Source organism: Ornithinicoccus hortensis (assembly GCF_006716185.1).
In the GTDB taxonomy this organism is placed as follows: domain Bacteria; phylum Actinomycetota; class Actinomycetes; order Actinomycetales; family Dermatophilaceae; genus Ornithinicoccus; species Ornithinicoccus hortensis.
Map to the genome: position 1 here is coordinate 2,903,743 of NZ_VFOP01000001.1, position 24,533 is coordinate 2,928,275.

Genomic DNA, 24,533 nt, shown 5'->3' on the forward strand with positions numbered 1-24,533 from the left:
CCCCAGGTCATCAGGTCGGAGACCCCGGAACCCGAGGTCGGACAGGCGGTGCCGAGATTACCAGCGGTCCTGACGGCGTCCGGCTCCCGCGAGGTCGCGGTGTCCGCCCTGGCCCCGGTGACCGGCTCCCCGGCCGCCCGTGCCGTGGCCGCCGTATCCTCCACGGCCACCCTGCCCGCGACCACCGCCGTATCCTCCGCGACCGCCCTGTCCGCCACGGCCACCCTGGCGGCGACCGCCCTGGCCGTGGCCGAACTGGCGTCGACGGGGGCGGAGCAGGTCGTTCAGCCGGGACTGCGGCACCGGCGGCCCCTCGGGCATACGGCCCCCGGCCGTCACGACCACCAGGTCGTCCTCGGGGGTCACCGCCTGCGGCGTGCTGTCCACGCCCGCGGTGTCCAACAGCTGGATCATCTTGCGACGCTGGTGCGGCAGGGCCAGGGTGACGACCATGCCGGCCTCCCCGGCGCGCGCGGTACGCCCGGAGCGGTGCAGGTAGTCCTTGTGGTCCGCCGGCGGGTCGGCCTGCAGCACCAGGGAGATCTCGTCCACGTGGATCCCCCGGGCGGCGACGTCCGTGGCGACCAGGACCGGCAGCTCACCGGCCTTGTATGCCTCCAGCACCCGGGTGCGGGCCGACTGGTTGAGGCCGCCGTGCAGTGCCGCGGCGAAGATCCCGGAGTCGCGCAGCTGCTCGGCGACCCGGTCGGCGCCCAGCTTGGTGCGGACGAAGACCAGGGTGCGGCCGGGGCGGTTGGCGATCATCGCGGTGAGGACCTTCTTGTGGTGCGGGTGCACCAGGAAGACGTGGTGGTCCATCGTCGTGACGCTGGCGGTGCCGTCGTCGGTCGAGTGGGTCACCGGGTCCACCAGGTAGGTCTGCGCCACCTGGTCGACACCGTGGTCCAGCGTGGCCGAGAAGAGCAGCCGCTGCCCGCCCGCCGGGGTGAGGTCGAGGATCGCGGTGATCGCCTCGAGGAAGCCCATCTCCGACATGTGGTCGGCCTCGTCCAGCACGGTGACCTCGACCTCGGAGAGGTCCGCGGCACCCCGCTCGATGAGGTCCATCAGCCGGCCCGGGGTGGCCACCAGCAGGTCGACGCCCTGCTCCAGGGAGCGCAGCTGGGGCGTGTACGACATACCCCCGGCGACGAGCTGGAAGCTCAGCCCGACCGACCGCAGCAGCGGCTGGAGCGCGTCCACGATCTGCATCGCGAGCTCGCGGGTCGGGGTCAGCACGATGGCGCGCGGCCGGTGTGCCGTGGCCCGGCCGGATGCGGCCAGGCGGTGCAGGGTCGGGAGGCCGAAGGCCATCGTCTTGCCGGAGCCGGTCTGGCCACGGCCCAGGACGTCGCGTTCGGCCAGCGCGTCGGGGATGGTGACGGCCTGGATCGGGAACGGTGCGGTGATCCCCTGCGCGGCGAGCGCGTCGACGAGCCTGGCGTCCAGGCCGAGGTCGGCGAAGTTGCCGGTCCCGAGGTTCACCGGCGCCGGGCGGGCCGCGGGTGCAGTGTTGGCCGCCGGTGCCGTGCTGGCCACGGGCGCGGTGCGGGTCTCCTCGGAGTAGCTGGGCGCCGTCCGTCCCCGGGAGAACTCCTCCCGGTGGGCGGGCCGCCGGTAGTCCTCGCGGCGGGCCGGGCGGCGGGTGTCCTCGCGGCGGCTGTCCTCGCGGCGGGGTGCTCGGGCCCGGTGACCCTGACCCTCCTCGACGACGCCACCGTTGTGGGCGGCGTGCACCTCGCGCCAGTCGCGGGCGGGACGGTCGTAGCCGCGGTCGTCACGGCGGCGGTCGTAGCCACGGTCGTAACCGCGGTCGTAGCCACGGTCCTCCCGACGGGGACGGTCGTAGCGACGCTCATCACGCGGACGGTCGTAGCCGTCCCGGCTCTCCCGGCGGGTACGGTCGAGGCGCTCGGAGCGCTCCTCGAACCGGCGCGTCTTGGAGGGGGTCTCGCCGCCGCGGCGGGGACGCCCGGCGGCGGCGCGGGCCTTGGCCGCGGCCTTCTTCTGGGCAGCGGTGTGGCGGGGCTTCTTCTTCTTGGACGGCGCGGAACCGCGCCCGATGGCCTTGGCCATGGCGTATCTACTCATTTCGGTTATCGGTGAGGTTGGCGCGCCTCACCGCCTCCATGAGCGGGACCGTCCTACCTCCAGGTGCCCGTAGCACCCGCTGGGCCGCGAGGAACGTGTCGTCCTCCGGCAGGCCCATGATCATCAACTCTGGTATCGGGCCGAATCACCATGCTACCGGATCGGGGACACCGCACCGCACCATCGAGGGCCGATGGTGACGCACTTCACCCGGCGGCCCGGCCGTCGCGCATCGGACCGAGCAGGTCGTCGAGTGCAGTGTCCAGCGTGGGATAGGCGAAGTCGTAGCCCGCCTCCGCGAGCACGGTCGATGTCGCGTGCCGGCCGGTGATCGCCAGGGCGGGATCGGTGCGGAGCACGACGCTCCCGATCCGCAGCAGCGGCGCGGGGGTCGGCGGCGCCCAGGGGCGGCGAAGGTGGGCCCGCAACCGGGCCATCAACTCGGCGTTGCGGACGGGTTCGGGCGCGGCCGCGATGACTACCCCCGACGGCAGGGTGAGGCCCGGCGCGAGACCGAGTGCGGCCCGGGCGATGGCGAGCCAGTCCTGGACGTGGATCCAGCTGACCCACTGCTGCCCATCGCCGATCGGTCCGCCGAGACCGACCCGGGTGACACCGAGCAGCCGGTCGAGCACCGGGGCCCCGCGGTCTAGCACCAACGAGGTGCGGAGCACGACGCCGTGCTCGGTGTTGGCCCCGGAAAAGGCCGCCTCCCACGGGGCAGCTACGCCGGTCATCTGCGCCAGGCCGTCCTCGGGGACGGACGTGGATTCGTCGCACGGCTCGTCGCCTGCGTCGCTATAGATGGCGGTGGTGCTCGCCTGGAGCCAGTGCCGCAGCGGCGCCGGTAGGTCCCGACTGGCTTGGACGAGGGCATGAGTCGAATCCACTCGACTATCCCGGAGCGAGGCGATGTTGGCCGGGGTGGGCCTAACGTCGACGAGGCGACCCGCAAGATTGACCAGCGAGGTCCGGCCGGGCTCGGAGAGTTCTTCGGTCCAGTCCCCGACGGTCTTCCCGTCCCAGGTAACCTGGCGGAACGGCAGTCCGTCCTGGACCGACCGGGTCAGCAGAACGACCTCGACCCCTCGGCAAAGGAGATCCGCGGCCAGCCGCCGGCCCAGCGTGCCGGTCCCTCCAGCGATGACGACCTTGGGCGCAGCAGGCCCGACACCGCCGCCCCCGAGGCCGTACAGCCTGGCCGCGTCGAGCGCGGGCTCCCCTGCCAGGGCGCGACGCACGAACGGCGCGAACCCGGCGGTGAGCGGTCCACGGATCCGCAGGGTCTGCGCGAACCGGGTCAGCCCAGCATCGTCGGGACTGAGGTCCCAACTGATGCGCAGGCTGCCGCGGGGTTGCGGCTGCTCCAGGACCAGGCTGCGCCCGGGAATCAGCTCGACCACCCGGAACGGTGGCGCGGTCCTGCGGTGCACCGCCCCCACGACGGGCAGGGCCAGCGCCAATTCGCCGGTCTGCCCGACCTCCAGCGGCCCGTCGAGGTGTGCCGCAAAGATGCCGGGGCACCACTCTGCCCAGCGCGTCACGTCGGTCAGGACCGCCCAGAGAGCCTCGGCATCGAGGGCCAGCACGGCCCGGTCGGTTTGCTGCCACGTCATGGGTGGGAGCGTACGGGTGTGCTGGGCACCCGGTGCCAGGGCCTCTGGGTCGACCTCCCCGATGGACAGGTCCGATGCACCCGGGACGTCGACGCCGCGGTCCTCAACCCATGTCGGAGGGATCCTTGATCCGGGTCGGCTTGGCATAGAGCGCACGGTTCAGGAACCAGGTGAGGGCCCATAGCCCGACGCCGATGACCAGCAGCCAGCCGGCCACGACGTACACCTCGGTGGAACGCCCCGTCCAGGGGCCCACCATGTAGGCGCAGGCGAACGCCCCGACGACCGGGATCCAGGTCGGCGCGGTGAAGTGCTCGTGCTGCACCGGATCCTTCCGCAACACCAGGCACGCCACGTTGACCACGGCGAACACCGCCAGCAGGAGCAGCGCGGTGACGTCACCAAGGTTCTGCACGGAGGGGACCAGCCAGATCAGCCCCACCGCGAGGGCGGTGGTGAACACGATGGCGGCCCACGGTGTCTGCCGTCCCTTGTGGACCAGACCGAGCGGCTTGGGCAGCACCCCCTGGCGGGACATGCCGTAGAGCAGTCGCGAGGCCATCATCATGTTGATCAACGCAGAATTGGCTACGGCGAACATGGCGATGAACGGGTAGATATCACCGATCGGCAGGTCCGGTGCCCCCGTCTGCACGACCGTGAGCAGGGGCGTGCCGTCCTTGGCCAGCTCTCCCACGGGGACCAGGGCCACCGCGGTGATCGAGACCAGCACGTAGATGAGTCCGGTCAGCATCAGGCCGGAAAGCATGATCTTGGGGAAGATGCGCGACGGCTCCTTGGTCTCCTCGGCCATATTGACCGAGTCCTCGAAACCGACCATCGCGAAGAACGCCAGGGCGGTCGCCGCAGTCACCGCCATGAACGCGTTCTTGCCCGACGGGCTCTCGAAGATCACGATCCGGGAGAAGTCCACCTCTGCACCCGAGAAGCCGGCCACGGCATACAGCCCGACGAAGATCACCAGCAGCAGGCCGGACAGTTCGATCAGGGTCAGCACCACGTTGGCCTTGACGGATTCGGCCACCCCGCGGAAGTTGATGGCCATCACCAACAGGATGAAGACGATGCCGCCGATCAGTAGGGCACCGGAGTTGGTCTCGTCCCACCAACCGAAGCCCTTACCCAGGTTCTCGGCGAATGCGCGGGAGGCGGTGGAGGCCGAGGTGATGCCGCTGGACATCACCAGGAAGGTCACCAGGAAGGTCAGGAAGTGGATCGCGAACGCCCGGTGCACGAAGGATGCCGCGCCACCGGCCTGGGGATACTTGGTGACCATCTCCAGGTAGGAGAACGCCGTGATGATGGCGATCGTAAAGGCCACCAGGAAGGGCACCCAGACCGCACCACCAACCTCGTTGGCGACCTTGCCGGTCAACGCGTAGATGCCCGTGCCGAGGATGTCCCCGACGATGAACAGCAGGAGCAGTTTCGGGCCCATCACCCGTTTCAGCTCGGTCTCCTGCTCGCCCGCTGCACTCTTCAGCTCTGCGTCGCTCACGACACCACCTCCTGTGCTACACCCGACTGGCGGGACCGGGATCCCCCGATCGGGGTAACAGTGGCGCAGCTCACAGTCGCGCGCAAGAGACACGCGCAGGTCCGAACCAACGCGTGGTCACCGGTGAGGTGCTCGTGACCCGTCCCTGAGCATCCGGAGGAACGACAATCCACGGTATGCCGTGGAGCCGATGGTCCGCTCAGGCGTCGATCCGCTCCCGGTCCAGCGCGTGGGCCGAGTCGACGATGAAGTCCTTACGGGGCGCCACGTCCGAGCCCATCAGCAGGTCGAACACCTCCTCGGCGCGGGCAGCGTCGGCCAGGGTGACCCGGCGCAGGGTGCGGTGGCGCGGGTCCATCGTGGTCTCGGCCAGCTGGTCGGCGTCCATCTCCCCCAGGCCCTTGTACCGCTGGATCGGCTGCTTGATGTGCCGACCGCGCTTGTTCAGCTGCGCGACCGTCTTGCGCATCTCGGCCTCGGTGTAGGTGTAGATGAACTCCTTGGGCGACCGGCCGGACGCGCTGACCTCGATCCGGTGCAGCGGCGGCATCGCGGCATACACCCGGCCGGCCTCGACCAGGGGGCGCATGTAGCGGAAGAACAGGGTGAGCAGCAGCGTCCGGATGTGCGCACCGTCGACGTCGGCGTCCGTCATGATGATGACCTTGCCGTAGCGGGCCATGTCGACGTCGAAGGACCGCCCCGAGCCGGCGCCGACGACCTGGATGATCGCGGCGCACTCGGCGTTGTGCAGCATGTCCGAGACCGAGGCCTTCTGCACGTTCAGGATCTTGCCGCGCAGCGGCAGCAGCGCCTGGTAGTCCGAGGTCCGGGCCAGCTTGGCGGTGCCCAGCGCACTGTCGCCCTCGACGAGGAACAGCTCGGTCTTCTCGGTGTCGTTGGAGCGGCAGTCGGCGAGCTTGGCCGGCAGCGAGGAGGACTCCAGGGCGTTCTTGCGCCGCTGGGTCTCCTTGTGCAGCCGGGCCGAGATCCGCGACTTCATCTCGGAGACGACCTTCTCCAGCAGGAGCGAGGCCTGCGCCTTGTCACCGCGCTTGGTCGAGGTCAGTCGGGTGGTCAGCTCGGACTCCACCACCTTGCTCACGATGGAGCGCACGGCCGAGGTGCCCAGCACCTCCTTGGTCTGCCCCTCGAACTGCGGCTCGGCCAGCCGCACCGTCACCACCGCGGTGAGCCCGGCCAGGATGTCGTCCTTGTCGACCTTGTCGTTGCCGACCTTGAGCCGGCGGGAGTTGACCTCCAGCTGCTTCTTGAAGACCTTGAGCAGCGAGGCCTCGAAACCGGCCACGTGCGTGCCGCCCTTGGGCGTGGCGATCACGTTGACGAAGGAGGTCGTGGTCGTCTCGTAGCCCTGACCCCAGCGCACGGCGATGTCCACGTCGCAGGTGCGCTCCATCTCCTTGGAGACCATCTGGCCGGTCGGGTCGAGCACCGGGACGGTCTCGGTGAAGGTCCCCGAGCCCTGCAAGCGCCAGGTGTCGGTGACCGCGGTGTCGGGGGCGAGGAACTCCACGAACTCGGTGATCCCGCCGTCGTAGTTGAACGACTCCTCGGAGTGCTCCTCCGAGCGCTGGTCCTTGATCAGGATGGTCAGCCCGGGCACCAGGAAGGCGGTCTGGCGCGCCCGGGCGACCAGCTCCTCGTAGGAGAAGGCCGCGGACTTGAGGAAGATCTGCGGGTCGGCCCAGTAGCGGACGGTGGTGCCCGTGGCCCCCCGCTTGGCCTTGCCGGTCACCCGCAGCTCCGAGCTCTTCTCGTATGCCGTGAAGGGGGACTCCGGCGACCGCCCCTTGCCGTCCTCGAAGGCCCCGGGCTCCCCGCGCCGGAAGCTCATCGAGTGGACCTTGCCACTGCGGGTCACCGACACGTCGAGCCGGCCCGAGAGGGCGTTGACGACCGAGGCGCCGACGCCGTGCAGGCCACCGGACGCGGCGTAGGAGCCGCCCCCGAACTTGCCCCCGGCGTGCAGCTTGGTAAAGACGACCTCGACCCCGGAGAGGCCGGTGCGCGGCTCCCGGTCCACCGGGATCCCCCGCCCGTTGTCGTCGACCTCGACCGACCCGTCCGGGAGCAGGGTCACCTCGATCCGGTCGGCGTGACCGCCCAGCGCCTCGTCCACCGCGTTGTCGATGATCTCCCACAGGCAGTGCATGAGGCCGCGCGAGTCGGTCGACCCGACATACATCCCCGGCCGCTTGCGGACTGCCTCCAGGCCCTCGAGGACCTGCAGGTGCCGGGCCGAGTAGTCCTGCGCCACGGATGACTCCTTCTGCTGTATGCCTGGGGGACCTCAGCAGGGTAACGCGGGGCGGCGACGGTGCCGGTCAGGCGCGCAGCGCCAGGGCTTTCCGGAACCCCGGGATTCGGCCCACAGCGAAACACGCGCAACCAGGGGCCCTCCAGACGCGTCTCAGGAACAGGAAGTCGTGCTTGACTGTTGCTCAGGTGACGGCCTTAGCCGTCCCACCGACCGGTCCGACGAGCAGAGGGAGACTGACGTGAACGGCACACTGGCACCAGAACTGACGGTCGCCGACCGCTGCGACCGTTGCGGCGCGCAGGCATTTGTGCGCGCACGGCTCGCCGGCGGCTTCGAGTTGCTGTTCTGCGCCCACCACGGGCGAGAGCACCTGGAGAAGTTGCGCGACCTGGACGACATCGAGATCACCGACGAGTCGCACAAGCTGCACGCCGACAGCGAGAGCGAGTCGGTCTGACCCCATGACGGTCATCACCGTGATCGCCGGCCTGGTCATGCTGGTCGGCCTCATCGGCATCGTGATCCCGGTCCTGCCAGGACTCCTCCTGGTATGGGCCGGGATCTTGCTGTGGACCCTCGAGACCCAGGGCGGCGCCTGGTGGGTCTTCGGGATCGCCACGGCCATCGCGGCGGCGTGCCTGCTGCTGGAGTACACGATCCCCGGCAAGCGGATGCGCAAGGCGGGGGTCCGCACCTCGACGCTCCTGGCCGGGCTGGGCGTCGCGATCGTCGGCTTCTTCGTGATCCCCGGGGTCGGGGCGCTGCTCGGCTTCCCGCTGGGGATCTACCTGGTCGAACGGGCCCGTCGGGGCGGCCATGCCCAGGCGTGGACGGCGACCAAGCACGCGTTGAAGGCGGTCGGTCTCAACATCCTGATCGAGCTGGCCTCCGCCCTGGTCATGGTCGGCGTCTGGCTGGCCTCGATCATCTGGATCCTCTGAAGCCGGCTCAGACGAGCGCGGTGCCCTGCACCTCCACCAGTGCCTCGACGTCCCAGAGGCGGGCCACTCCGATCCCGGCCGTGGCGGGGTAGTGCCGCCCGATCAGGTCCTTCCACACCGCGCCGATCTCCCGGCCGTGCGCCTTGTAGTCCTCCATGTCGACGATGTAGATGGTCAGCGACACCAGCTGCTCCGGGGTGCCGCCGGCCGCCCGCAGCGCGGTGAGCAGGTTGCCCAGCGCCTGGCGGAACTGCTCGACGACGGTCTCCCCCACGATCACCCCGCTGGGGTCCAGCGCCGTCTGCCCGGCGAGGAAGACCGTGCGGCCCGTGCCGCTGACCGCGTGCGAGAAACCGCTGGGCTTGCCCAGCTCCGGCGGGTTGATGAACTCGAGCTCGCTCATGACTGGTGTGCTCCTCCGTCGATGTTGATCCCCTGGCCGGTGATGCCGCCCGTCGAGATGCACAGCCAGGCGGCGTCGGCGACCTCCTCGGGCCGGATCAGCCGGCCGATCGGTTGCTTGCGTTCCAGGATCGTCCGGGCCTCCTGCGCCTCGCGCCCGGTGGAGGCGCTGATGCCCTCCACGGTCTGGTCGGTCATCGGGGTGTCCACGTAGCCGGGGCAGACCGCGTTGACGGTGACCCCGGTGCGGGCCAGCTCGACCGCGGCCGACCGGACCAGCCCGAGCACGCCGTGCTTGGAGGCCGTGTAGGCGCTGATGTACGGCTCGCCCACCTTGGCCGCCACCGACGCGACGACCACGATCCGCCCGTAGCCGGCGTCCACCATCGGCGGGATCGCCCGGCGCAGGCACCGGAACGGCGCGGTGAGGTTGAGGTCCAGCATCTGCTGCCACTGCTCGTCGGTCGTCTTCGGCAGCGGCGCCGAGGTCCCTGCCCCGGCGTTGGCGACCAGCACGTGCACCGGTCCCCACTCCTGCTCCACCGCGGAGAAGACGTCCTCCAAGGCGGCTGGGTCGGTGATGTCCGCCGGCAGCACCAGCGTCGGACCGGGGCACTCGGCCGCGGTCTGCGCCAACTGGTCCGCGTTGCGGGCGGTCAGCGCGACCCGCACCCCCTCCCGACTCAGTCGCGCCGCGATGGCTCGTCCGATGCCCCGGCCGGCGCCGGTCACCAGCGCGGTCAGGGTCTCTGGGGTTTCGACGGAGGTGGGCACAGGCCGACCCTACGACACGAAACGGCCACAATCATGTCGATCTCTGGACGCTGGACACAAAAACGACATAGGGTCGCTGCGTCACCTGGCACCGATGCCGTTGCCACTGAACCGGAGGGACCCCACCATGACTGCCCGACGCTCGACCAGCCGCCGCCTGTCCGCAGCAGCCGCCGTATGCAGCGCCACGCTCCTCCTCGCCGCCTGTGGTGGCGGGGGCGGCAGCCTCGGCGGGGACGACGAGGTCGCCGCCGGGCCGGTGAAGATCGGCCTGCTCGTCCCGCAGTCCGGGGTCTACAAGTCCCTGGGCGACGACATGAAGGCCGGCTTCGAGGTCTACCTGGAGCAGCACGACAACATGCTCGGCGGCCGCGAGGTCGAGGTCGTCCTGGCCGACGAGGGCGAGACCGCGGACAGCGGCAAGTCCGCCGCCGACAAGCTGGTCAAGCAGGACGGCGTGCTCGCCGTGACGGGCGTGGTCAGCTCGGCCGTGCTCAACGGCGTGGTCGACCTGTTCGAGTCCGAGGGCGTGCCGCTCGTGGGGTCCAACGCCTCCCCCACCACGCTCACCGACGCCGAGTACATCTGGCGCACCTCCTACGTCAACGACGAGCCGGGCAAGGCCCTGGGTGCCTACGCCGCCGAGCAGGAGGACGGCCCCGTCTACCTGCTCGCCGCCGACTACCAGGCGGGCCTGGACGAGACGACCGGCTTCAAGGAGACCTTCGAGCCGGCCGGCGGCGAGATCGCCGACGAGGTCTACACCCCATTCCCGGACACCAGCAACTTCCAGCCGTTCCTGAGCAACCTGCAGAGCTCGGGCGCCGGGGCCGTCTTCACCTTCTACGCCGGGGGTGCCGCCGTGGAGTTCGTCAAGCAGTACGACCAGTTCGGCCTGGCCGGTGAGATCACCCACTACTCCGCGGGCTTCCTCACCGAGGGCAGCGTGCTGGACGGGCAGGGCGACTCCGCGCTCGGCACGCTCACCGCGATGAACTACTCGGCGGACCTGGACAACGAGGTCAACGAGGCGTTCGTGGCGGACTACCAGGAGAAGACCGGGATGCTGCCGACCACCTACGCGGCGGCCTCCTACGACGCGGCGGCGGTGCTCGACAAGGCGATCGAGGCCAGCGGCGACGACCTGTCCTCGGAGAGCCTGAACGCCGCCATCGGCGAGGTGGGCGAGATCGACAGCCCCCGCGGGACCTGGGAGTTCAACGACAACGGCACGCCGATCCAGATGTGGTACCTGCGCGAGGTCCAGGAGGTCGACGGCGAGCTGCGCAACGTCGTGGTCGAGGAGCTCGGCACGCTCGGCGACTGACCCGGGTCGCCCGGTCCCCGGCGCGCCACCCCTTGATGGGACGTCACCCCTGATGAGTTCGACCCACCCGACGACGATGAGGAAGCTACCCCCGTGCTGAGCTGGTTCGACGCCAACGTCATCAGCATGGTGGACGGCGTGGCCTACGGCCTGCTGCTGTTCACCCTCGCCGTGGGATTGTCCCTGGTGTTCGGCATGATGGACGTGCTGAACCTGGCCCACGGCACCCTGTACCTGCTGGGCGCCTACACGGCATATCTGCTGTCCGACGGTTCCCTGCTCGGGATCCTGCTGGCCGTGCTGGCCGGCATCGCGGTCGGGGTGCTCGGCGGGTTCGTGCTGGCGGCGATGACCCAACCCCTCGCCGCGCGCGGCCACCTGGACCAGGCGGTGCTCACCCTCGGGGTCTCCTTCATCGTGGCCGAGCTGCTGTTCGCCGGGTTCGGCTCGCAGCGGCTGCCGACCGCTCCCCCGTCGGCGCTGTCCGGGACGCTCTCGGTCCTCGGGCACAGCTACCCGCTCTACCGACTCGTCTTCATCGGGATCGCGGCGCTGCTGGCGGTGCTCTGCTACGTGGTCTTCGAGCGCAGTTCGCTCGGCGCGCTCGTGCGGGCCACCGTCGCCGACCGGGACATGGTGCGGGCGATGGGCGTGGACACCCGCAAGGTGCTCTTCGGGGTGTTCGGCTTCGGCGCGGCGCTGGCCGCGGTCGGCGGGGTGCTCGGCGCACCGATCATCGCGCCCGGCCCCGGGGTGGACGAGAGCGTCCTCGTGCTCTCCCTCGTGGTCGTGGTGATCGGCGGGCTGGGCTCGGTCCGGGGCGCGCTCATCGGCGCGCTGATCATCGGCCAGGTCCAGACGCTCGGGGTGGCCGTGATGCCGACCTACTCGGCCTTCCTGCTGTTCGGCGCGATGCTCGTGGTGCTGGTCTGGCGACCGCAGGGACTCGGCCGCAAGGCGGTGGCCACGTGAGCCCCGTCCTCACCGGGGACCGCACCCGGATGATCCCGTATGCCGTGGGGCTGGTCCTCCTCGTGGTGCTGCTCGCCCTGCCGTGGTACCTGAGCGCCTACACGATCTCCACCGTCTCCCGGATCTTGGTCTTCGGCCTGCTGGCGATGAGCGTGAACCTGCTCACCGGCATCACCGGGCTCCCCACCCTGGGGCAGGCCGCCTACTTCGGCGTGGGCGCCTACACCGGCGCGATCGTGGCCACCCGGCTTACCGAGGTCGGTCCGCTGCAGCTCGTGCTGTGCGCCCTGGCGGGGGCGGTCGCCGCGGCCGTGACCGGTCCGGTCGCGGTCCGGGCGCGCGGCGTCCCGTTCCTGATGATCACCCTGGCCATCGGCGAGATCGGCTACAGCGCCGCGGGCCGGATGGACGGGGTCACCGGCGGCACCGACGGGTTCCGCGGCATCCCACCGGTCGTGCCGCTGCCCGGCATGGAGCCGCTGACCAACGACGGCCTCGTCTACTACTACGTGCTGGCCTGCTTCCTGCTGCTCTACGGCCTGGTCGCGATGCTCCTGCGCTCCCCGTTTGGCCTGGCGCTGCGGGGGCTGCGCGACAACGAGGCGCGGCTGCGGGCGGTCGGCTACCCCACGACCCGGTATGCCCTGGCCGGCTACGTGCTGGCCGGGACCCTCGCCGGGGCGGCCGGGTCGCTGTGGACGACCGTGCAGCGCTTCGTGTCCCCGGGCGACATGGGCTTCGGCGTCGCGGCCCTGGCGCTGCTGGCCGTCATCATCGGCGGCGCCGGCTCGATGTGGGGCGCGGTCCTCGGCGCGGGCCTGTGCATCTGGGTGCGCGACTACCTGGGCAACATGGTCGCCGGCCACGGCGAACTCCTCCTGGGCGTGCTGTTCGTCCTCGCCGTCTACCTGCTGCCCCGCGGCGTCGCCGGCTTCCGGCTCCCGCGCGGGGGCGGACCGACCGAGGGTGTCGAGGGTGCCGAACCCGCCGGCATCGGGGCGTCGGCGGGTGGTGAGTCATGAGCGGTCCGGACACACGGCATACCGGGTCCGCGGCGGCGCCCGCCCACGCGCTGGAACTGGACGGCGTCTCCCAGCACTTCGGCCACCTCAAGGCGGTCGACGAGGTGACCCTGCAGGTCGCGCCGGGCAGCCGGCACGCGATCATCGGCCCGAACGGCGCCGGCAAGTCGACCCTCTTCGCGCTCATCGCGGGGACCCGTCGCGCCACCGCCGGGCGGGTGGTCCTCGCCGGGCAGGACGTCACCGCGCTGCGCGAGCACGAACGCGTGCAGCGCGGGCTGGTCCGGACCTTCCAACACTCCTCGCTGTTCCTGCGCGGCACGGTGCTGGAGAACATCGTGCTCGCCGCCCAGCAGGTCTCGGGGCAGTCCTGGGGCATGTTCCGGCCGGTGTCCCGCCGCCGGGCGCTGCTCGGGGAGGCGCACGAGCTGCTGCGCCAGGTCGGGCTGCAGGACCGGCACGGCGCTCCCGCGGGCTCCCTCTCGCACGGCGAGCGGCGCCAGCTCGAGGTCGCCGTCGCCCTCGCCTGCCGACCGAGCGTCGTGATGCTCGACGAGCCCGCCGCCGGGATGTCCCCGGCCGAGACGCACCGGCTCACCGAGCTCATCCACGACCTCCCCGGGACGGTGACCGTGCTCCTGGTCGAGCACGACCTCGACCTCGTCTTCGGGCTCGCCGACCGGGTCAGCGTGCTGCACCTGGGCCGGCACCTGATGACCGGCAACCCCGCCGAGGTCCGGGCCAGCGACGCCGTCCAGGAGGCCTACCTCGGCGCCACCGACACCAGCGAGCTGTTCCCGGAGGGGCTGGAGAGCGACCTCCCGGCGCCGACCACCGAGACGGGAGGCACCCCGTGAGCGAGGCACCCTTCCTGCAGGTGTCCGGCCTGCGCTCCGGCTACGAAGGCTCGACCGTGCTGCACGGCGTGGACCTCACCGTCCCCGAGGGGTCGGTCGTCGCGCTGCTCGGCCGCAACGGGGTCGGCAAGTCCACCCTGATCAGCACGATCATGGGCCTGGTCAAGCCGTATGCCGGGTCCGTCCTCCTGGAGGGGACCGACGTCGCGGGCCACCGGGTCGATGCCATCGCCCGCGCCGGCGTCGGTCTCGTGCCGCAGGGGCGGCGGATGTTCGCCCCGCTCACGGTGGCCGAGCACCTCAGGCTGGCCGAGGACCAGGGCCGGCGGATCACCGGGCGGCGGGCCGCCGGCTCGGCCGGGGCCGAGCGTCCGTGGACCCTCGCGCGGGTCCTGGATCTGCTCCCCCGGCTCGGCGAACGGCAGCGCAACCGGGGTGACCAGCTCTCCGGGGGCGAGCAGCAGATGCTCGCCATCGCCCGGGCGCTGCTCACCAACCCGCGGCTGCTGCTGCTCGACGAGCCCTCCGACGGCCTCGCCCCGTCCGTGGTCCGGCAGGTCGGCGAGGTGGTCCAGGACCTGCTCACCGAGGGGCTGTCGATCCTGCTGGTCGAGCAGGACCTGCGCCTGGCCTTCTCGGTCGCCGACCGGGTCGCGGTGATGGACAAGGGGCGCATCGTGCTCGACACCACCGTGACCGACTTCCGCTCCGACGCCGCCCGCGCCCGGGCCCTGCTCGGCGTCGGTTAGGCGCCGGCGGACTGACCCGCGCAGGCCTCAGGTGAGCGAGGAGACGAAGCGCTGGGCCGGCTCGTGCAGGCGGGCGTGGAGCCGGTGGAAGGTCTCCGCGGCTGTGACACCCGTCCAGTCGGTGGGTAGCAGTTCGGGCGCCAGACCGGGGTCCAGGAACGGCAGCCGCCGCCAGGTGGTCACCACCGCCACGTGGTCGGCGAAGGCCTGCCCCTCGTCGGGGTCGCCCGTCGCCGCCTCCCACCGGGCCAGCACCGGCGCGAAGGTGTCGTTGAAGTCGCGGTAGAGCACGTCCAGTCCGTCCAGGTCCCACCAGGTGGCCGCCTCCCCCGCCATGTCACGGAAGCCCAGGTAGTCGGCGTGGAACAGGTCGACATACTCGGCGAGCTCCAGCCGCTCCAGGACGGACCGGGTCTCCTCGGCCAGGTGGCCGGGGGCGATCCACACGCCGGGTCCCACGGTGCCGTAGCCGAGCCAGGTCAACCGGGAGCGCAGGGTGTGCCGCTTCTGACGCTCGGACTCGGGCACGCTGAACACCGCCAGCACCCACCCGTCGTCCAGGGTCGCGCGGGTCCGCCCGAAGATCCGCTGGTCGCCCTCGGTCAACACGTCCCGGGCATACGTCGACAGGGCGTAGCCGGCCAGGTTGTCGCGGCGCTCCGCCTCCAACAGGCCGCGCCGCTTCAGCCGGGAGATCGAGGAGCGCACGGCCGGTTCGTCGACGCCGAGGCGTCCCATCAGCCGGATCAGCGAACTCACCGACAGCCAACCGCCGACCTCGCGGGCGAAGAGTCCGTAGATCGTCACGATGTGCGCGCGGGGGCGCACCGCGGTCCCGGGGCCGCCTTCATCGTCGAGGTCCGACACCAGCCGCTCCTATCGCGAACTCTTGACTGTCGTAACTTGCGAAGCATACTAGGAGGAGTCCCCGACGCCGACTCGAAGAGGCCATGCGCATGCAGCTGTCCCGCTCCGCCCACGTCGACACCTTCTGTCGGGACAACCTCCCACCCCAGGACCAGTGGCCCGAGTTCCGCTTCGACATCCCCGGCGTGCAGTATCCCGAGCGCCTCAACTGCGCGGTCGAGCTGCTCGACAAGGTGATCGAGGAGCACGGCGGGGACCGGACCTGCCTGCTGACCCCGGCGGGCGAACGCTGGACCTACCAGGAGCTGCTCGACTCGGCCAACCGGATCGCCAACCACCTGGTCGACGACCTCGGCATCGTGCCGGGCAACCGGGTCATGCTCCGGGGGCCCAACAACCCCTGGCTGGTCGCCTGCTGGTTCGCCGTGCTGCGCGCCGGCGCCGTGGTGATCCCCACGATGCCGCTGCTGCGCCCGCGCGAGCTGCAGGTGATGGGCGAGATCGGCCGGTTCGACCTGGCCCTGTGCGACCACCGGTTCGTCGCGGACCTGGAGGCGGCGGGCATCCCCGAACTGCGGATCGTGGAGTATGCCGGGGAGGGCGCTGCCGACCTGGCCGCCCGGGTGGCCGACAAGTCCGCGACCTTCGAGCCGGTCGACACCGCCGCCGACGACGTCTGCACCCTGGCCTTCACCTCGGGCACCACCGGCAAGCCCAAGGCCACGATGCACTTCCACCGCGACATCCTGGCCAACGCGGACACCTTCTCCGCCGAGGTGCTCAAGCCGGTCGCCGACGACGTCTTCACCGGCACACCGCCGCTGGCCTTCACCTTCGGCCTGGGCGGCCTGGTGGTCTTCCCGATGCGGGTCGGGGCCTCCAGCCTGCTGATCGAGAAGACCACCCCGGCCGACCTCGCCGACCTGATCCAGGAGCACGGGGTGACCGTGTGCTTCACCGCCCCCACGGCATACCGCGCGATGCTCGCGGCGGGCAAGGCGCCCCAGCTGCGGGGCCTGCGCCGTGCCGTGTCCGCCGGGGAGCACCTGCCGGCCAGCACCTGGGAGGCGTTCCGGGAGCAGACCGGCCTGGCGATCATCGACGGCATCGGCTCGACCGAGATGCTGCACATCTTCATCTCCGCCGCCGACGGGGACATCCGGCCCGGCGCGACCGGCCGTCCGGTCCCCGGCTACCAGGCGATGATCCTGGACGCGATGGGCCAGCCCGCCCCCGACGGCACCCCCGGTCGACTCGCCGTCAAGGGCCCGACCGGCTGCCGCTACCTGGCCGACGAACGGCAGGCTGTCTACGTCCAGGACGGCTGGAATGTCACCGGCGACACCTTCGTCAGGGACGAGGACGGCTACTTCTGGTACCAGGCCCGCAGCGACGACATGATCGTCTCCTCGGGCTACAACATCGCCGCCCCCGAGGTCGAGGAGGCCCTGATGGCCCACCCCTCGGTGCTCGAGGTCGCCGTGGTCGGTATGCCGGACCCCGACCGGGGCGCGGTCGTCTCCGCCCACGTGGTGCTGACCGAGGAGGCCGCCGCGGCCGCGGCCCAGGACGCCGACGCCGTCCGCAAGGAGCTGCAGGACCACGCCAAGGCCCAGATCGCCCCCTACAAGTACCCGCGCCGGGTCGAGTTCGTGGAGGCGCTGCCCCGCACCTCCACCGGCAAGGTGCAGCGCTACCGGTTGCGCGAACCCGACGGCCCGCGCCGATGACCCGCGGGCCCGCCGTCCGGATCGAGCGGCAGGTGGACTGGATCGACACCGACGCCGCCGGCCACTACCACCACTCCAGCGTGATCCGCTGGGCCGAGGCGGCCGAGGCCGAGCTGCTCCGCCGGGTCGGGGCCCCGGACCTGACGCCGACGGTCCCCCGGGTCCGGTACGAGGTGGACTACCTGGACCGGCTCTACTTCCGGGACACCGCGCTGGTCGACCTGTGGGTCGACAAGGTGGGCACGAGCTCGCTGCGCTACGGCTTCGAGGTCACCCGGGCCGGTCACGGGCCGGCCGCACGGGGCGCGATGACCTGCGTGCTGGTGGATCCCGGGACCGGCGCGAGCGCGCCCTGGCCGGCCGACCTCGCCCGACGTCTCGGGGGCGCACCCGGCGGCTGACCGGCGGACCCGACTGACGGCATACATGTCGATCTGTTGCCGGTCGTTCAATGGACAACATACCCTGATCGAGACCGAACCCGAGCCCTGGAGGAACCCCGTGCGGATGGCAGTCATCGGTGGTGGGCCCGGCGGCCTCTACTTCGCCGCGCTCGCCAAGCAGCTGGACCCGACCCACGAGATCACCGTGTGGGAGCGCAACGCCGAGGACGACACGTTCGGCTTCGGCGTGGTCTTCTCCGACGAGACGCTCGGCGGGATCGAGCTGGCCGACCCCGAGATCTACCGGCAGATGGAGCGCGAGTTCGCCCGGTGGGACGACATCGACGTGCACTATCGCGACCGGGTGTTCACCTCCGGCGGCAACGGCTTCGCCGCGATGAGCCGCAAGCGGCTGCTGCAGATCCTGCAGGCCCGGTGCCGCGAGCTCGGCGTCGAGCTCCACTTCCGCACCGAGGCACCCGACGTCGAGGAGCTCGCCGCGACCCACGACCTGGTGCTCGCCGCGGACGGACTGAACTCCGCCGTGCGTCGCCGGTTCGCCGACACGTTCCGTCCCACGATGGACGCGCGCGCCTGCAAGTACATGTGGCTGGGCACGGACAAGGTCTTCGACGCCTTCAAGTTCTACGTGCGCGAGACCCCGCACGGCGTGATGCAGATCCACGGCTACCCCTTTGACGCGCACGGCAGCACCTTCATCGTGGAGATGCACGAGGACGTATGGCGTGCCGCCGGCTTCGACGCGAACGCGGACCGGCTGTGGGTCCCCGGTGAGTCGGACGAGGAGTCGATCGAAGCGGTCAAGGAGCTCTTTGCCGACGTGCTCGACGGGCACGGGGTGATGGCCAACAACTCCCGGTGGATCGGCTTCACCACGATCCGCAACCAGACCTGGCGGCACGGCAACATCGTGATCCTGGGCGACGCCGCCCACACCGCACACTTCTCGATCGGCTCGGGCACCAAGCTCGCCATGGAGGACTCCCTGGCCCTGGCGGCCTGCCTGCACGAGCACCCCGACCTGGACACGGCGCTGGCCGCCTACGAGGAGGAGCGCAAGCCGGTCGTGGAGTCGACCCAGCGGGCGGCGCAGGCCAGCCTGGAGTGGTTCGAGAACCTGGGGCAGTACACCCACCAGGACCCCGAGCAGTTCGCATTCAACATCATGACGCGCAGCCGCCGGGTGACCCACGACAACCTGCGGGTGCGCGACCCCGAGTTCGTCGCCGGCATCGAGGACTGGTTCACCGAGCGGGTGTCCAGCGACCTGGGGGTCCCCGTCGCCCAGGGCACGCCCCCGATGTTCACGCCCTACCGACTCGGCGGGCTGGACCTGGTGAACCGGGTCGTGGTCTCCGCGATGGACATGTACCGGGCGACCGACGGGGTGCCCGAGGACTTCCACCTGGCACACCTGGGCGGGAAGGCGATGGGCGGCGCCGGGCTGGTGATGACCGAGATGGTCTGCGTCTCCCCCACTGGCCGGATCACCCCCGGCTGCACCGGCCTGTGGAACGAGGAGCAGGTCGCCGCCTGGCGCCGGATCACCGACTTCGTGCACGCCCAGTCGCCGGCCAAGATCGGGGCACAGCTGGGCCACTCGGGCCGCAAGGGCTCGACCAAGTTGATGTGGGAGGGCATCGACCAACCGCTGCCCGAGGGCAACTGGCCCGTGGTCGCGCCCTCCCCGCTGCCCTACCAGGAGGGGGTGAACCAGGTCCCGCAGGAGCTGACCACCGAGCAGATGGACACGATCCGCGAGGAGTTCGTGACCGCCGCCCGGCACGCCGACGAGGCCGGCTTCGACCTGCTGGAGCTGCACTGCGCCCACGGGTACCTGCTCTCCAGCTTCATCTCCCCGGTCACCAACCACCGCACCGACGAGTACGGCGGCGACCTGGCCGCCCGGTTGCGCTACCCGCTCGAGGTCTTCGCCGCGGTCCGCGAGGTCTGGCCGGCCGACAAGCCGATGACGGTGCGCATCTCGGCGAGCGACTGGGTGGAGGGTGGCATCGACACCGACGACGCCGTGCTCATCGCCCAGGCCTTCAGTGACGCCGGCGCTGCGGCCGTCGACGTGTCCACCGGGCAGGTCACCCCGGACGAGCAGCCCGCCTTCGGTCGCTCCTACCAGACCCCCTTCGCCGACGCGATCCGCAACCGGACGGGGGTCCCGACCATCGCGGTCGGCGTCATCTCCTCCTGGGACGACGTGAACTCGCTGATCCTGGCCGGCCGGGCCGACCTGTGCGCCCTGGGGCGGGTCCACCTGTACGACCCCAACTGGACGCTGCACGCCGCCGCGGAGCAGGACTACACCGGACCCGGTGTCAGTTGGCCGCTCCCCTGGCAGGCCGGGCGCCGTCGGCCCCAGACCGGACGCACCGACGGGCCGAAGCCACGCCTGGACCTGGTGCGGGAGGGCGAGCCCACCACCCGCCACGCTCGGTGGCGTCCGGAGTCAGGTCCGGAGTCAGGTCCGGAGTCTGCGTCGACCAACCTCGAGGGGGCCGTCCGGTGACCCGCCCCGTCCGGGAGACCGCCGCCCTGTCCGAGGCCGAGCAGGCCTTCGTCGCCGAGGTCGACGACGTCGCGGCGTCCCTGGCCGCGGAGCGGTCTGACGCCGACCACGCCGATGGTCGGGTCGACCGCGGCCTCGTGGCCGCCCTCGGCCGGGCCGGGCTGCTGCGCAAACTGTTCGGCGGGGAGGCGGACGGGGCTCCCTCCGATGCTGCGGCCCCCTCCGATACCGCGGCTCCCTCCGATACCGCGGTCCCGTCCGACGCCGCGGCCCTGCAACTGTGCCTCCTGCGCGAGTCGCTGGCTCGGGTCGACACCGCCGCCGAGACCGCCCTGGCGCTGCAGGGGTTGGGCAGCTACCCCATCCTGCAGTCGGCCCTTCCCGAGCAGGTCGAACGGTGGATCCCCGGCGTCGTCTCCGGCGAGGTCGTCGCGGCCTTCGCCCTCTCCGAGCCGGATGCCGGCTCCGACGCGGCCGCCCTGGCGCTGGAGGCCCGGCCGGACGGGGACGGATGGACCCTGCACGGCACGAAGACCTGGATCTCCAACGCGCCGGACGCCGACGTCTACACCGTCTTCGCCCGCACCGACCCCGACGCCGGCGCGAAGGGGGTCACCGCATACGTCGTCGACGGCACCTCCCCCGGGCTGTCCGGCGAGCCCCTCGACATGCTCTCCCCGCACGCGATCGGCCGATTGGACTTCGACGGGGTCCGGGTCGGCCCGGAGCAGCTGCTCGGTGAGGTGGGCGGGGGCTTCGCCGTGGCGATGCGCACCTTAGACCTGTTCCGGCCCAGCGTCGGGGCCTTCGCCGTCGGTATGTCGCAGGCCGCCCTGGAGCACGCCCTGGACTGGGCGACGACCCGGCAGATCTACGGCGGGCTGCTCAGTGACCAGCAGGCGGTGCAGCACACGCTGGCCGAGATGGCGACCCGCACCGACGCGGCACGGCTCCTGGTGCACCGGGCGGCCCGGGCATACGACGACGGGCTGCCGCCCCGGGAGGTCTCGGCGATGGCCGCGATGGCCAAGCTGTTCGCCACCGAGAACGCCCAGTGGGTCGTCGACCAGGCGGTCCAGCTGCACGGTGCGCGGGCGCTGCAGCGCGGACACGCCCTCGAGCACCTCTACCGCGACGTGCGCGCCCCCCGGATCTACGAGGGTGCCTCCGAGGTCCAGCGCACGATCATCGCCCGCCACCTGATCAAGCAACACCAGGCCCGGCCTGGCCACCCGACCAAGGAGTAGTTCGTGACCAACAGGTACCGGTCCTCAGCCGCCCTGACCGAGCAGTGGGACAACTTCGACTTCTCCGTCGAGGACGGGGTGGCCACGGTCACCCTCAACCGACCCGAGAAGCTGAACCCCCTCACCTTCGAGAGCTATGCCGACCTGCGCGATCTGCTCCACGAGATCCCCCACCGGGAGGACATCAAAGTGCTCGTGCTGCGTGGTGAGGGCAAGGCCTTCTGCGCCGGCGGCGACGTCAACGAGATCATCGGCGAACTGATCCAGATGGACGCCAAGGACCTGATCGGGTTCACCCGGATGACCGGCGAGGTGATCCGGGCGATGCGGGAGTGCCCCGTGCCGATCATCGCCGCCATCCAGGGCATCGCGGCAGGAGCCGGGTCCGTCCTGGCGCTGGCCTCGGACTTCCGGATCGTCACCGAGACGGGACGGTTCGCGTTCCTGTTCACCAAGGTCGGGCTCTCCGGCGGGGACATGGGCGCGGCGTACCTGCTCCCCCGCGCCGTCGGCTACGGCCGGGCGACGCAGCTCCTGATGCTGGGCGACACGATCGATGCCGAGACGGCCGATCGCTACGGGCTGGTCAGCAAGCTGGTGACCAACGAGACGCTCGACGAGGAGGTCGCCGCGCTGGCCGGTCGTCTCGCCTCCGGTCCGACGCTGGCCTACGCCCAGACCAAGTCGTTGATCACCCGCGAACTCGACATGCCGATCGGCTCGGCCATGGAGCTGGATGCGATGACCCAGGCGCTCCTGATGACCTCGGCCGACCACGCCGAGTTCCACGCCGCCTTCAACGAGGGCCGCAAGCCCGACTGGCAGGGGCGCTAAGTCCTCGGATTCCCCAGCGCCCGGGCATCAGCCGGGCGGGAGCGCGGACGGAACGGACTCAGAAGGGCGGGAGCGTGAGCCGAGCGACTCAGATGGGTCGGGCGCGAGCAGAACGACTCAGAATGGCGGGGGTTCGTCCCCGGGTACCCCGGGTCCGGCCTGCTCCTGCGTGATCCCCAGGATGTCCTCGGGGGTCGGCTGGTCCGAGGCCGGTCCCTTGCGCCGCTGCCCCCGACGGGTCTGGTGCCGGAGCTGGATCGGGGCCTGGTGGTGCAGCCAGCCGATACCGATCTCTCGGGCCTCCGGGTCCGGGTAGTCGTCGGAACCTGCCAGACGGTCCCCCGGCCCGCGATGCGCCAGGGCCGCGTAGATGAGGCGGTCCTGGAGGTCCGCATCGCCACCCACCGCCTGGGCCCACCGCTCCCTGGCCTCCGCCAGCGGGTCGGGGCCGCCACCGCCCGTGGCCGAGCCGTTGCCCGTGGCCGAGCCGGTGTCCGAGGTCGAGTCGGCGTCGGTTCCGGCCCTGGCGGACGTCGTCCACGGCTCCGTGAGCAGCCGGTAGTCGAATGCTCTCGTGGTGTAGCAGCGACCGAACAGGGTCGTCCAGGTCACTCGTCGCGTCGCATCGAGGACGGTCCGCCACACGTCCCAGGTCTTCAACTGGTGGTGAGGATCGTGTTTGAGGTCACCGTTGCGCTCGCTCGTCGGTCCGCCCTGGGCATAGGGCACCTCGTGGTCGAAGTCGCAGTTCGCCGCCGGCACCAGGCACCCGGGTGCCCTGCAGAACACGTCTGCGGCGTTGATCGTTTTCCTCAGCGCGGCATCCGGTCGGTAGGTCGTCGACGTCCGCTCGACCAATCGGCCGTCGACCGGATCGGTCACCAGCCGGTGCAGCACCCCGCCGGCGGATGATGCGACCTCTCGGAGCTCCTCGGCGGAGAGGTAGCCGTGCCCGGGGATCATCCCGACCCCGGCCGAGTCGGCGTTGACGAGGGCGTCGAGGGGGACGATCACCTCGAGGTTCACCCGTGGGGTGCCGGACAGGATCCGTGCCATCCCCTCGTCGAGCCCTTCGAGAACGTCACCGTCCGCGCGTGGCCCCGGCGGAGGGCGACCGTCGTGGTCGGCCGCGGGGGCGGCTTCCTCACCCGTGCTCGCCGAAGACGTCTCTTCCCCTGTGACAGAGCCCTTCCCGCCAGCGTCCGTAGCCGGTGCCGGCGAGGTCGTGCCGTGCAGCAACAGGGACAGCGCGATGTCGGACCTCAGCTGGGCGAGGGTGCGCGCATCACCGGCGGCGCGCAGCGCCCGTGCGACGCGGTCGATCCGGTCCATCGCCGCGACCACCGACGTGGTGCGGCCGGTAACCGTCAGACTCCCCGTCCCGTCACCCACCACTTCGGCAGACGCACCCCGGCGGGCGACTGCGCCCTCGCGCTTCTTGCGGGCCTCCTTCGGGTCCTCCCCGAGGAGTGCCGCCACGAGGCGCGCGAGGGCGTCCTTGGTCTCGCCGAACCCGGCCCTGGCCATGTCGTCCGGATCGATGTTGCCGTTCCGGGCTGACTCGACCCGGTCGCTGTCCGGTCCGAACGTCCTGGTGGCTACCTGCGCAGCCACCTCGACCGGCATCTCCCGGCAGGTGGACCACCAGGCACGCACCTGGTTCCACTGCACCTCACCGCTCTCCCACGCCCGCCACGGCACCGCGGTCGCCAGCTTCGGGCCGATGGCAAAGCCCACCCGGTCGTGGCAGTCCTGGATGCCCCACCCGGTCGCGATCTGCAGCTCGTGCGCGACGATGGACTTGGTCTGCGCACGCCACCTGCTGCGCGCGGTCTTGGACATCTCGTCGGGGCCGCTGAGGCCCTCACGGGCGAGCAACTCCTCGCCGGTCGCCTCCGTCACGTCGACCAGGACCTCCGCCAGCTTGGCGTCCGCCCAGCGCTGCAGCACGATGAGCCCCTCGACCGCTCCCATCAGCTCGGCATCGCCCGGTCGGGCGCCTCGCACGGGTTGACCTGCCCCGCCGCCCCGCAGCGCAGGCACGACAGCCGTCAGGTGCTCCCTCACGTGCTCGGGGAACCCACATTCGTCGAGGGCCGCCGCCAGCCGGCCGCGGGGACCACCCCCGGTGTCGCCATGGGCCGGGCCAGGAGCCACCGGCCCCGTCCCCACGCCTGCTGGTGGGGAGGATGTGTCCGTGACCCGGGGCCCAGCCGTCTCGAGCCGTTGGGCAACTGTGGCCACAACTTCTGGCTCGCCTGCCTCGAGCCGGTCGAGCCAGGCGAGAGCAGCCCGCTCACTGGCTCGGAGGTTTCGCCGAGCGTCCGGACCTGACTGCGGACCGCGCCCGGCGAGGGACTCCGCGAGTGCCCCCAAGTC

20 protein-coding genes are annotated in these 24,533 nt (G+C 71.1%); 12 read left to right on the forward strand and 8 right to left on the reverse strand.

The genetic code is table 11. From position 1 onward, the window contains the following. Positions 1–57: 57 nt before the first annotated feature. The 4 genes from FB467_RS13570 to FB467_RS13585 all read right to left on the reverse strand — a co-directional run bounded on the left by FB467_RS13570 (position 58) and on the right by FB467_RS13585 (position 7,504). Complete coding sequence (locus FB467_RS13570; protein ID WP_228393184.1) at positions 58–2,091, reverse strand: DEAD/DEAH box helicase; 2,034 nt, start codon at positions 2,089–2,091, stop codon at positions 58–60. A gap of 206 nt (positions 2,092–2,297) precedes the next feature. After that, positions 2,298–3,707: a DUF1731 domain-containing protein gene (locus tag FB467_RS13575; protein WP_141785577.1), complete on the reverse strand. Its 1,410-nt coding sequence runs from the start codon at positions 3,705–3,707 to the stop codon at positions 2,298–2,300. Positions 3,708–3,810: 103 nt separating this feature from the next. Continuing rightward, on the reverse strand, positions 3,811–5,166 hold the full coding sequence (locus FB467_RS13580) for an APC family permease (RefSeq protein ID WP_141786671.1): 1,356 nt from the start codon (positions 5,164–5,166) through the stop codon (positions 3,811–3,813). Between the two features lie 259 nt (positions 5,167–5,425). After that, on the reverse strand, positions 5,426–7,504 hold the full coding sequence (locus FB467_RS13585; RefSeq protein ID WP_228393186.1) for a DNA gyrase/topoisomerase IV subunit B: 2,079 nt from the start codon (positions 7,502–7,504) through the stop codon (positions 5,426–5,428). 241 nt (positions 7,505–7,745) lie between these two features. Here FB467_RS13585 and FB467_RS13590 point away from each other — a divergent pair, with 241 nt between their 5' ends. Both FB467_RS13590 and FB467_RS13595 read left to right on the forward strand, forming a co-directional pair. Beyond that, positions 7,746–7,964: a DUF7455 domain-containing protein gene (locus FB467_RS13590; protein ID WP_141785579.1), complete on the forward strand. Its 219-nt coding sequence runs from the start codon at positions 7,746–7,748 to the stop codon at positions 7,962–7,964. Between the two features lie 4 nt (positions 7,965–7,968). Next, entirely contained in the window at positions 7,969–8,448 is a 480-nt protein-coding gene (locus FB467_RS13595; RefSeq protein WP_194288312.1) for a DUF456 domain-containing protein, read from the forward strand. A gap of 7 nt (positions 8,449–8,455) precedes the next feature. Here the strand turns inward: FB467_RS13595 and FB467_RS13600 are convergent, their stop codons facing one another. Beyond that, a complete protein-coding gene (locus FB467_RS13600) occupies positions 8,456–8,851 on the reverse strand; it encodes a RidA family protein (RefSeq protein ID WP_141785580.1) in 396 nt (131 codons plus the stop codon). Further along, on the reverse strand, positions 8,848–9,624 hold the full coding sequence (locus FB467_RS13605) for an SDR family NAD(P)-dependent oxidoreductase (protein ID WP_211350609.1): 777 nt from the start codon (positions 9,622–9,624) through the stop codon (positions 8,848–8,850). The genes FB467_RS13600 and FB467_RS13605 overlap by 4 nt, the downstream gene beginning before the upstream one ends. Before the next feature lie 127 nt (positions 9,625–9,751). Here FB467_RS13605 and FB467_RS13610 point away from each other — a divergent pair, with 127 nt between their 5' ends. The 5 genes from FB467_RS13610 (at position 9,752) to FB467_RS18800 (ending at position 14,551) form a co-directional block, all read left to right on the forward strand. Continuing rightward, positions 9,752–10,951: an ABC transporter substrate-binding protein gene (locus FB467_RS13610; protein ID WP_170230726.1), complete on the forward strand. Its 1,200-nt coding sequence runs from the start codon at positions 9,752–9,754 to the stop codon at positions 10,949–10,951. Between the two features lie 93 nt (positions 10,952–11,044). Further along, positions 11,045–11,923, forward strand: a complete 879-nt coding sequence (locus tag FB467_RS13615) for a branched-chain amino acid ABC transporter permease (RefSeq protein ID WP_141785583.1) — start codon at positions 11,045–11,047, stop codon at positions 11,921–11,923. Next, positions 11,920–12,945, forward strand: a complete 1,026-nt coding sequence (locus FB467_RS18790) for a branched-chain amino acid ABC transporter permease (RefSeq protein ID WP_211350610.1) — start codon at positions 11,920–11,922, stop codon at positions 12,943–12,945. The genes FB467_RS13615 and FB467_RS18790 overlap by 4 nt, the downstream gene beginning before the upstream one ends. Next, positions 12,942–13,802, forward strand: coding sequence for an ABC transporter ATP-binding protein (locus tag FB467_RS18795; protein ID WP_211350611.1), 861 nt, complete (start codon positions 12,942–12,944; stop codon positions 13,800–13,802). The genes FB467_RS18790 and FB467_RS18795 overlap by 4 nt, the downstream gene beginning before the upstream one ends. Continuing rightward, positions 13,799–14,551, forward strand: a complete 753-nt coding sequence (locus FB467_RS18800) for an ABC transporter ATP-binding protein (protein ID WP_211350612.1) — start codon at positions 13,799–13,801, stop codon at positions 14,549–14,551. Before FB467_RS18795 ends, FB467_RS18800 begins: the two co-directional genes overlap by 4 nt. 27 nt (positions 14,552–14,578) lie before the next feature. On the opposite strand, the gene FB467_RS13625 is transcribed toward FB467_RS18800, so the two are convergent. Beyond that, positions 14,579–15,418 carry a PaaX family transcriptional regulator gene (locus tag FB467_RS13625; RefSeq protein WP_228393187.1) on the reverse strand — a complete coding sequence of 280 codons (840 nt, stop codon included), beginning with the start codon at positions 15,416–15,418 and terminating at the stop codon, positions 14,579–14,581. Between the two features lie 83 nt (positions 15,419–15,501). Between FB467_RS13625 and FB467_RS13630 the strand changes: the two genes are divergently transcribed. The 5 genes from FB467_RS13630 to FB467_RS13650 all read left to right on the forward strand — a co-directional run bounded on the left by FB467_RS13630 (position 15,502) and on the right by FB467_RS13650 (position 22,154). Beyond that, positions 15,502–17,148, forward strand: a complete 1,647-nt coding sequence (locus FB467_RS13630) for an AMP-binding protein (protein WP_280525443.1) — start codon at positions 15,502–15,504, stop codon at positions 17,146–17,148. Then, positions 17,145–17,549: an acyl-CoA thioesterase gene (locus FB467_RS13635; protein ID WP_141785585.1), complete on the forward strand. Its 405-nt coding sequence runs from the start codon at positions 17,145–17,147 to the stop codon at positions 17,547–17,549. Before FB467_RS13630 ends, FB467_RS13635 begins: the two co-directional genes overlap by 4 nt. A gap of 100 nt (positions 17,550–17,649) precedes the next feature. Continuing rightward, complete coding sequence (locus FB467_RS13640; RefSeq protein WP_141785586.1) at positions 17,650–20,073, forward strand: bifunctional salicylyl-CoA 5-hydroxylase/oxidoreductase; 2,424 nt, start codon at positions 17,650–17,652, stop codon at positions 20,071–20,073. After that, positions 20,070–21,320 (forward strand): acyl-CoA dehydrogenase family protein, encoded by a 1,251-nt coding sequence (locus FB467_RS13645; RefSeq protein ID WP_228393189.1) that lies wholly within the window; start codon positions 20,070–20,072, stop codon positions 21,318–21,320. Before FB467_RS13640 ends, FB467_RS13645 begins: the two co-directional genes overlap by 4 nt. A 3-nt stretch (positions 21,321–21,323) precedes the next feature. Continuing rightward, positions 21,324–22,154 carry an enoyl-CoA hydratase family protein gene (locus FB467_RS13650; RefSeq protein ID WP_141785587.1) on the forward strand — a complete coding sequence of 277 codons (831 nt, stop codon included), beginning with the start codon at positions 21,324–21,326 and terminating at the stop codon, positions 22,152–22,154. Positions 22,155–22,271: 117 nt separating this feature from the next. On the opposite strand, the gene FB467_RS13655 is transcribed toward FB467_RS13650, so the two are convergent. Continuing rightward, positions 22,272–24,161: an HNH endonuclease signature motif containing protein gene (locus tag FB467_RS13655; RefSeq protein ID WP_141785588.1), complete on the reverse strand. Its 1,890-nt coding sequence runs from the start codon at positions 24,159–24,161 to the stop codon at positions 22,272–22,274. Positions 24,162–24,533: the final 372 nt, after the last annotated feature.

Excerpts from the sequence above, each read along its gene's own strand:
- FB467_RS13570 (WP_228393184.1), bottom strand. The coding sequence starts at position 2,091 with ATGAGTAGATACGCCATGGCCAAGGCCATCGGGCGCGGTTCCGCGCCG.
- FB467_RS13575 (WP_141785577.1), bottom strand. The coding sequence starts at position 3,707 with ATGACGTGGCAGCAAACCGACCGGGCCGTGCTGGCCCTCGATGCCGAG.
- FB467_RS13580 (WP_141786671.1), bottom strand. The coding sequence starts at position 5,166 with ATGGGCCCGAAACTGCTCCTGCTGTTCATCGTCGGGGACATCCTCGGC.
- FB467_RS13595 (WP_194288312.1), top strand. The coding sequence starts at position 7,969 with ATGACGGTCATCACCGTGATCGCCGGCCTGGTCATGCTGGTCGGCCTC.
- FB467_RS13600 (WP_141785580.1), bottom strand. The coding sequence starts at position 8,851 with ATGAGCGAGCTCGAGTTCATCAACCCGCCGGAGCTGGGCAAGCCCAGC.
- FB467_RS13610 (WP_170230726.1), top strand. The coding sequence starts at position 9,752 with ATGACTGCCCGACGCTCGACCAGCCGCCGCCTGTCCGCAGCAGCCGCC.
- FB467_RS18795 (WP_211350611.1), top strand. The coding sequence starts at position 12,942 with ATGAGCGGTCCGGACACACGGCATACCGGGTCCGCGGCGGCGCCCGCC.
- FB467_RS13630 (WP_280525443.1), top strand. The coding sequence starts at position 15,502 with ATGCGCATGCAGCTGTCCCGCTCCGCCCACGTCGACACCTTCTGTCGG.
- FB467_RS13635 (WP_141785585.1), top strand. The coding sequence starts at position 17,145 with ATGACCCGCGGGCCCGCCGTCCGGATCGAGCGGCAGGTGGACTGGATC.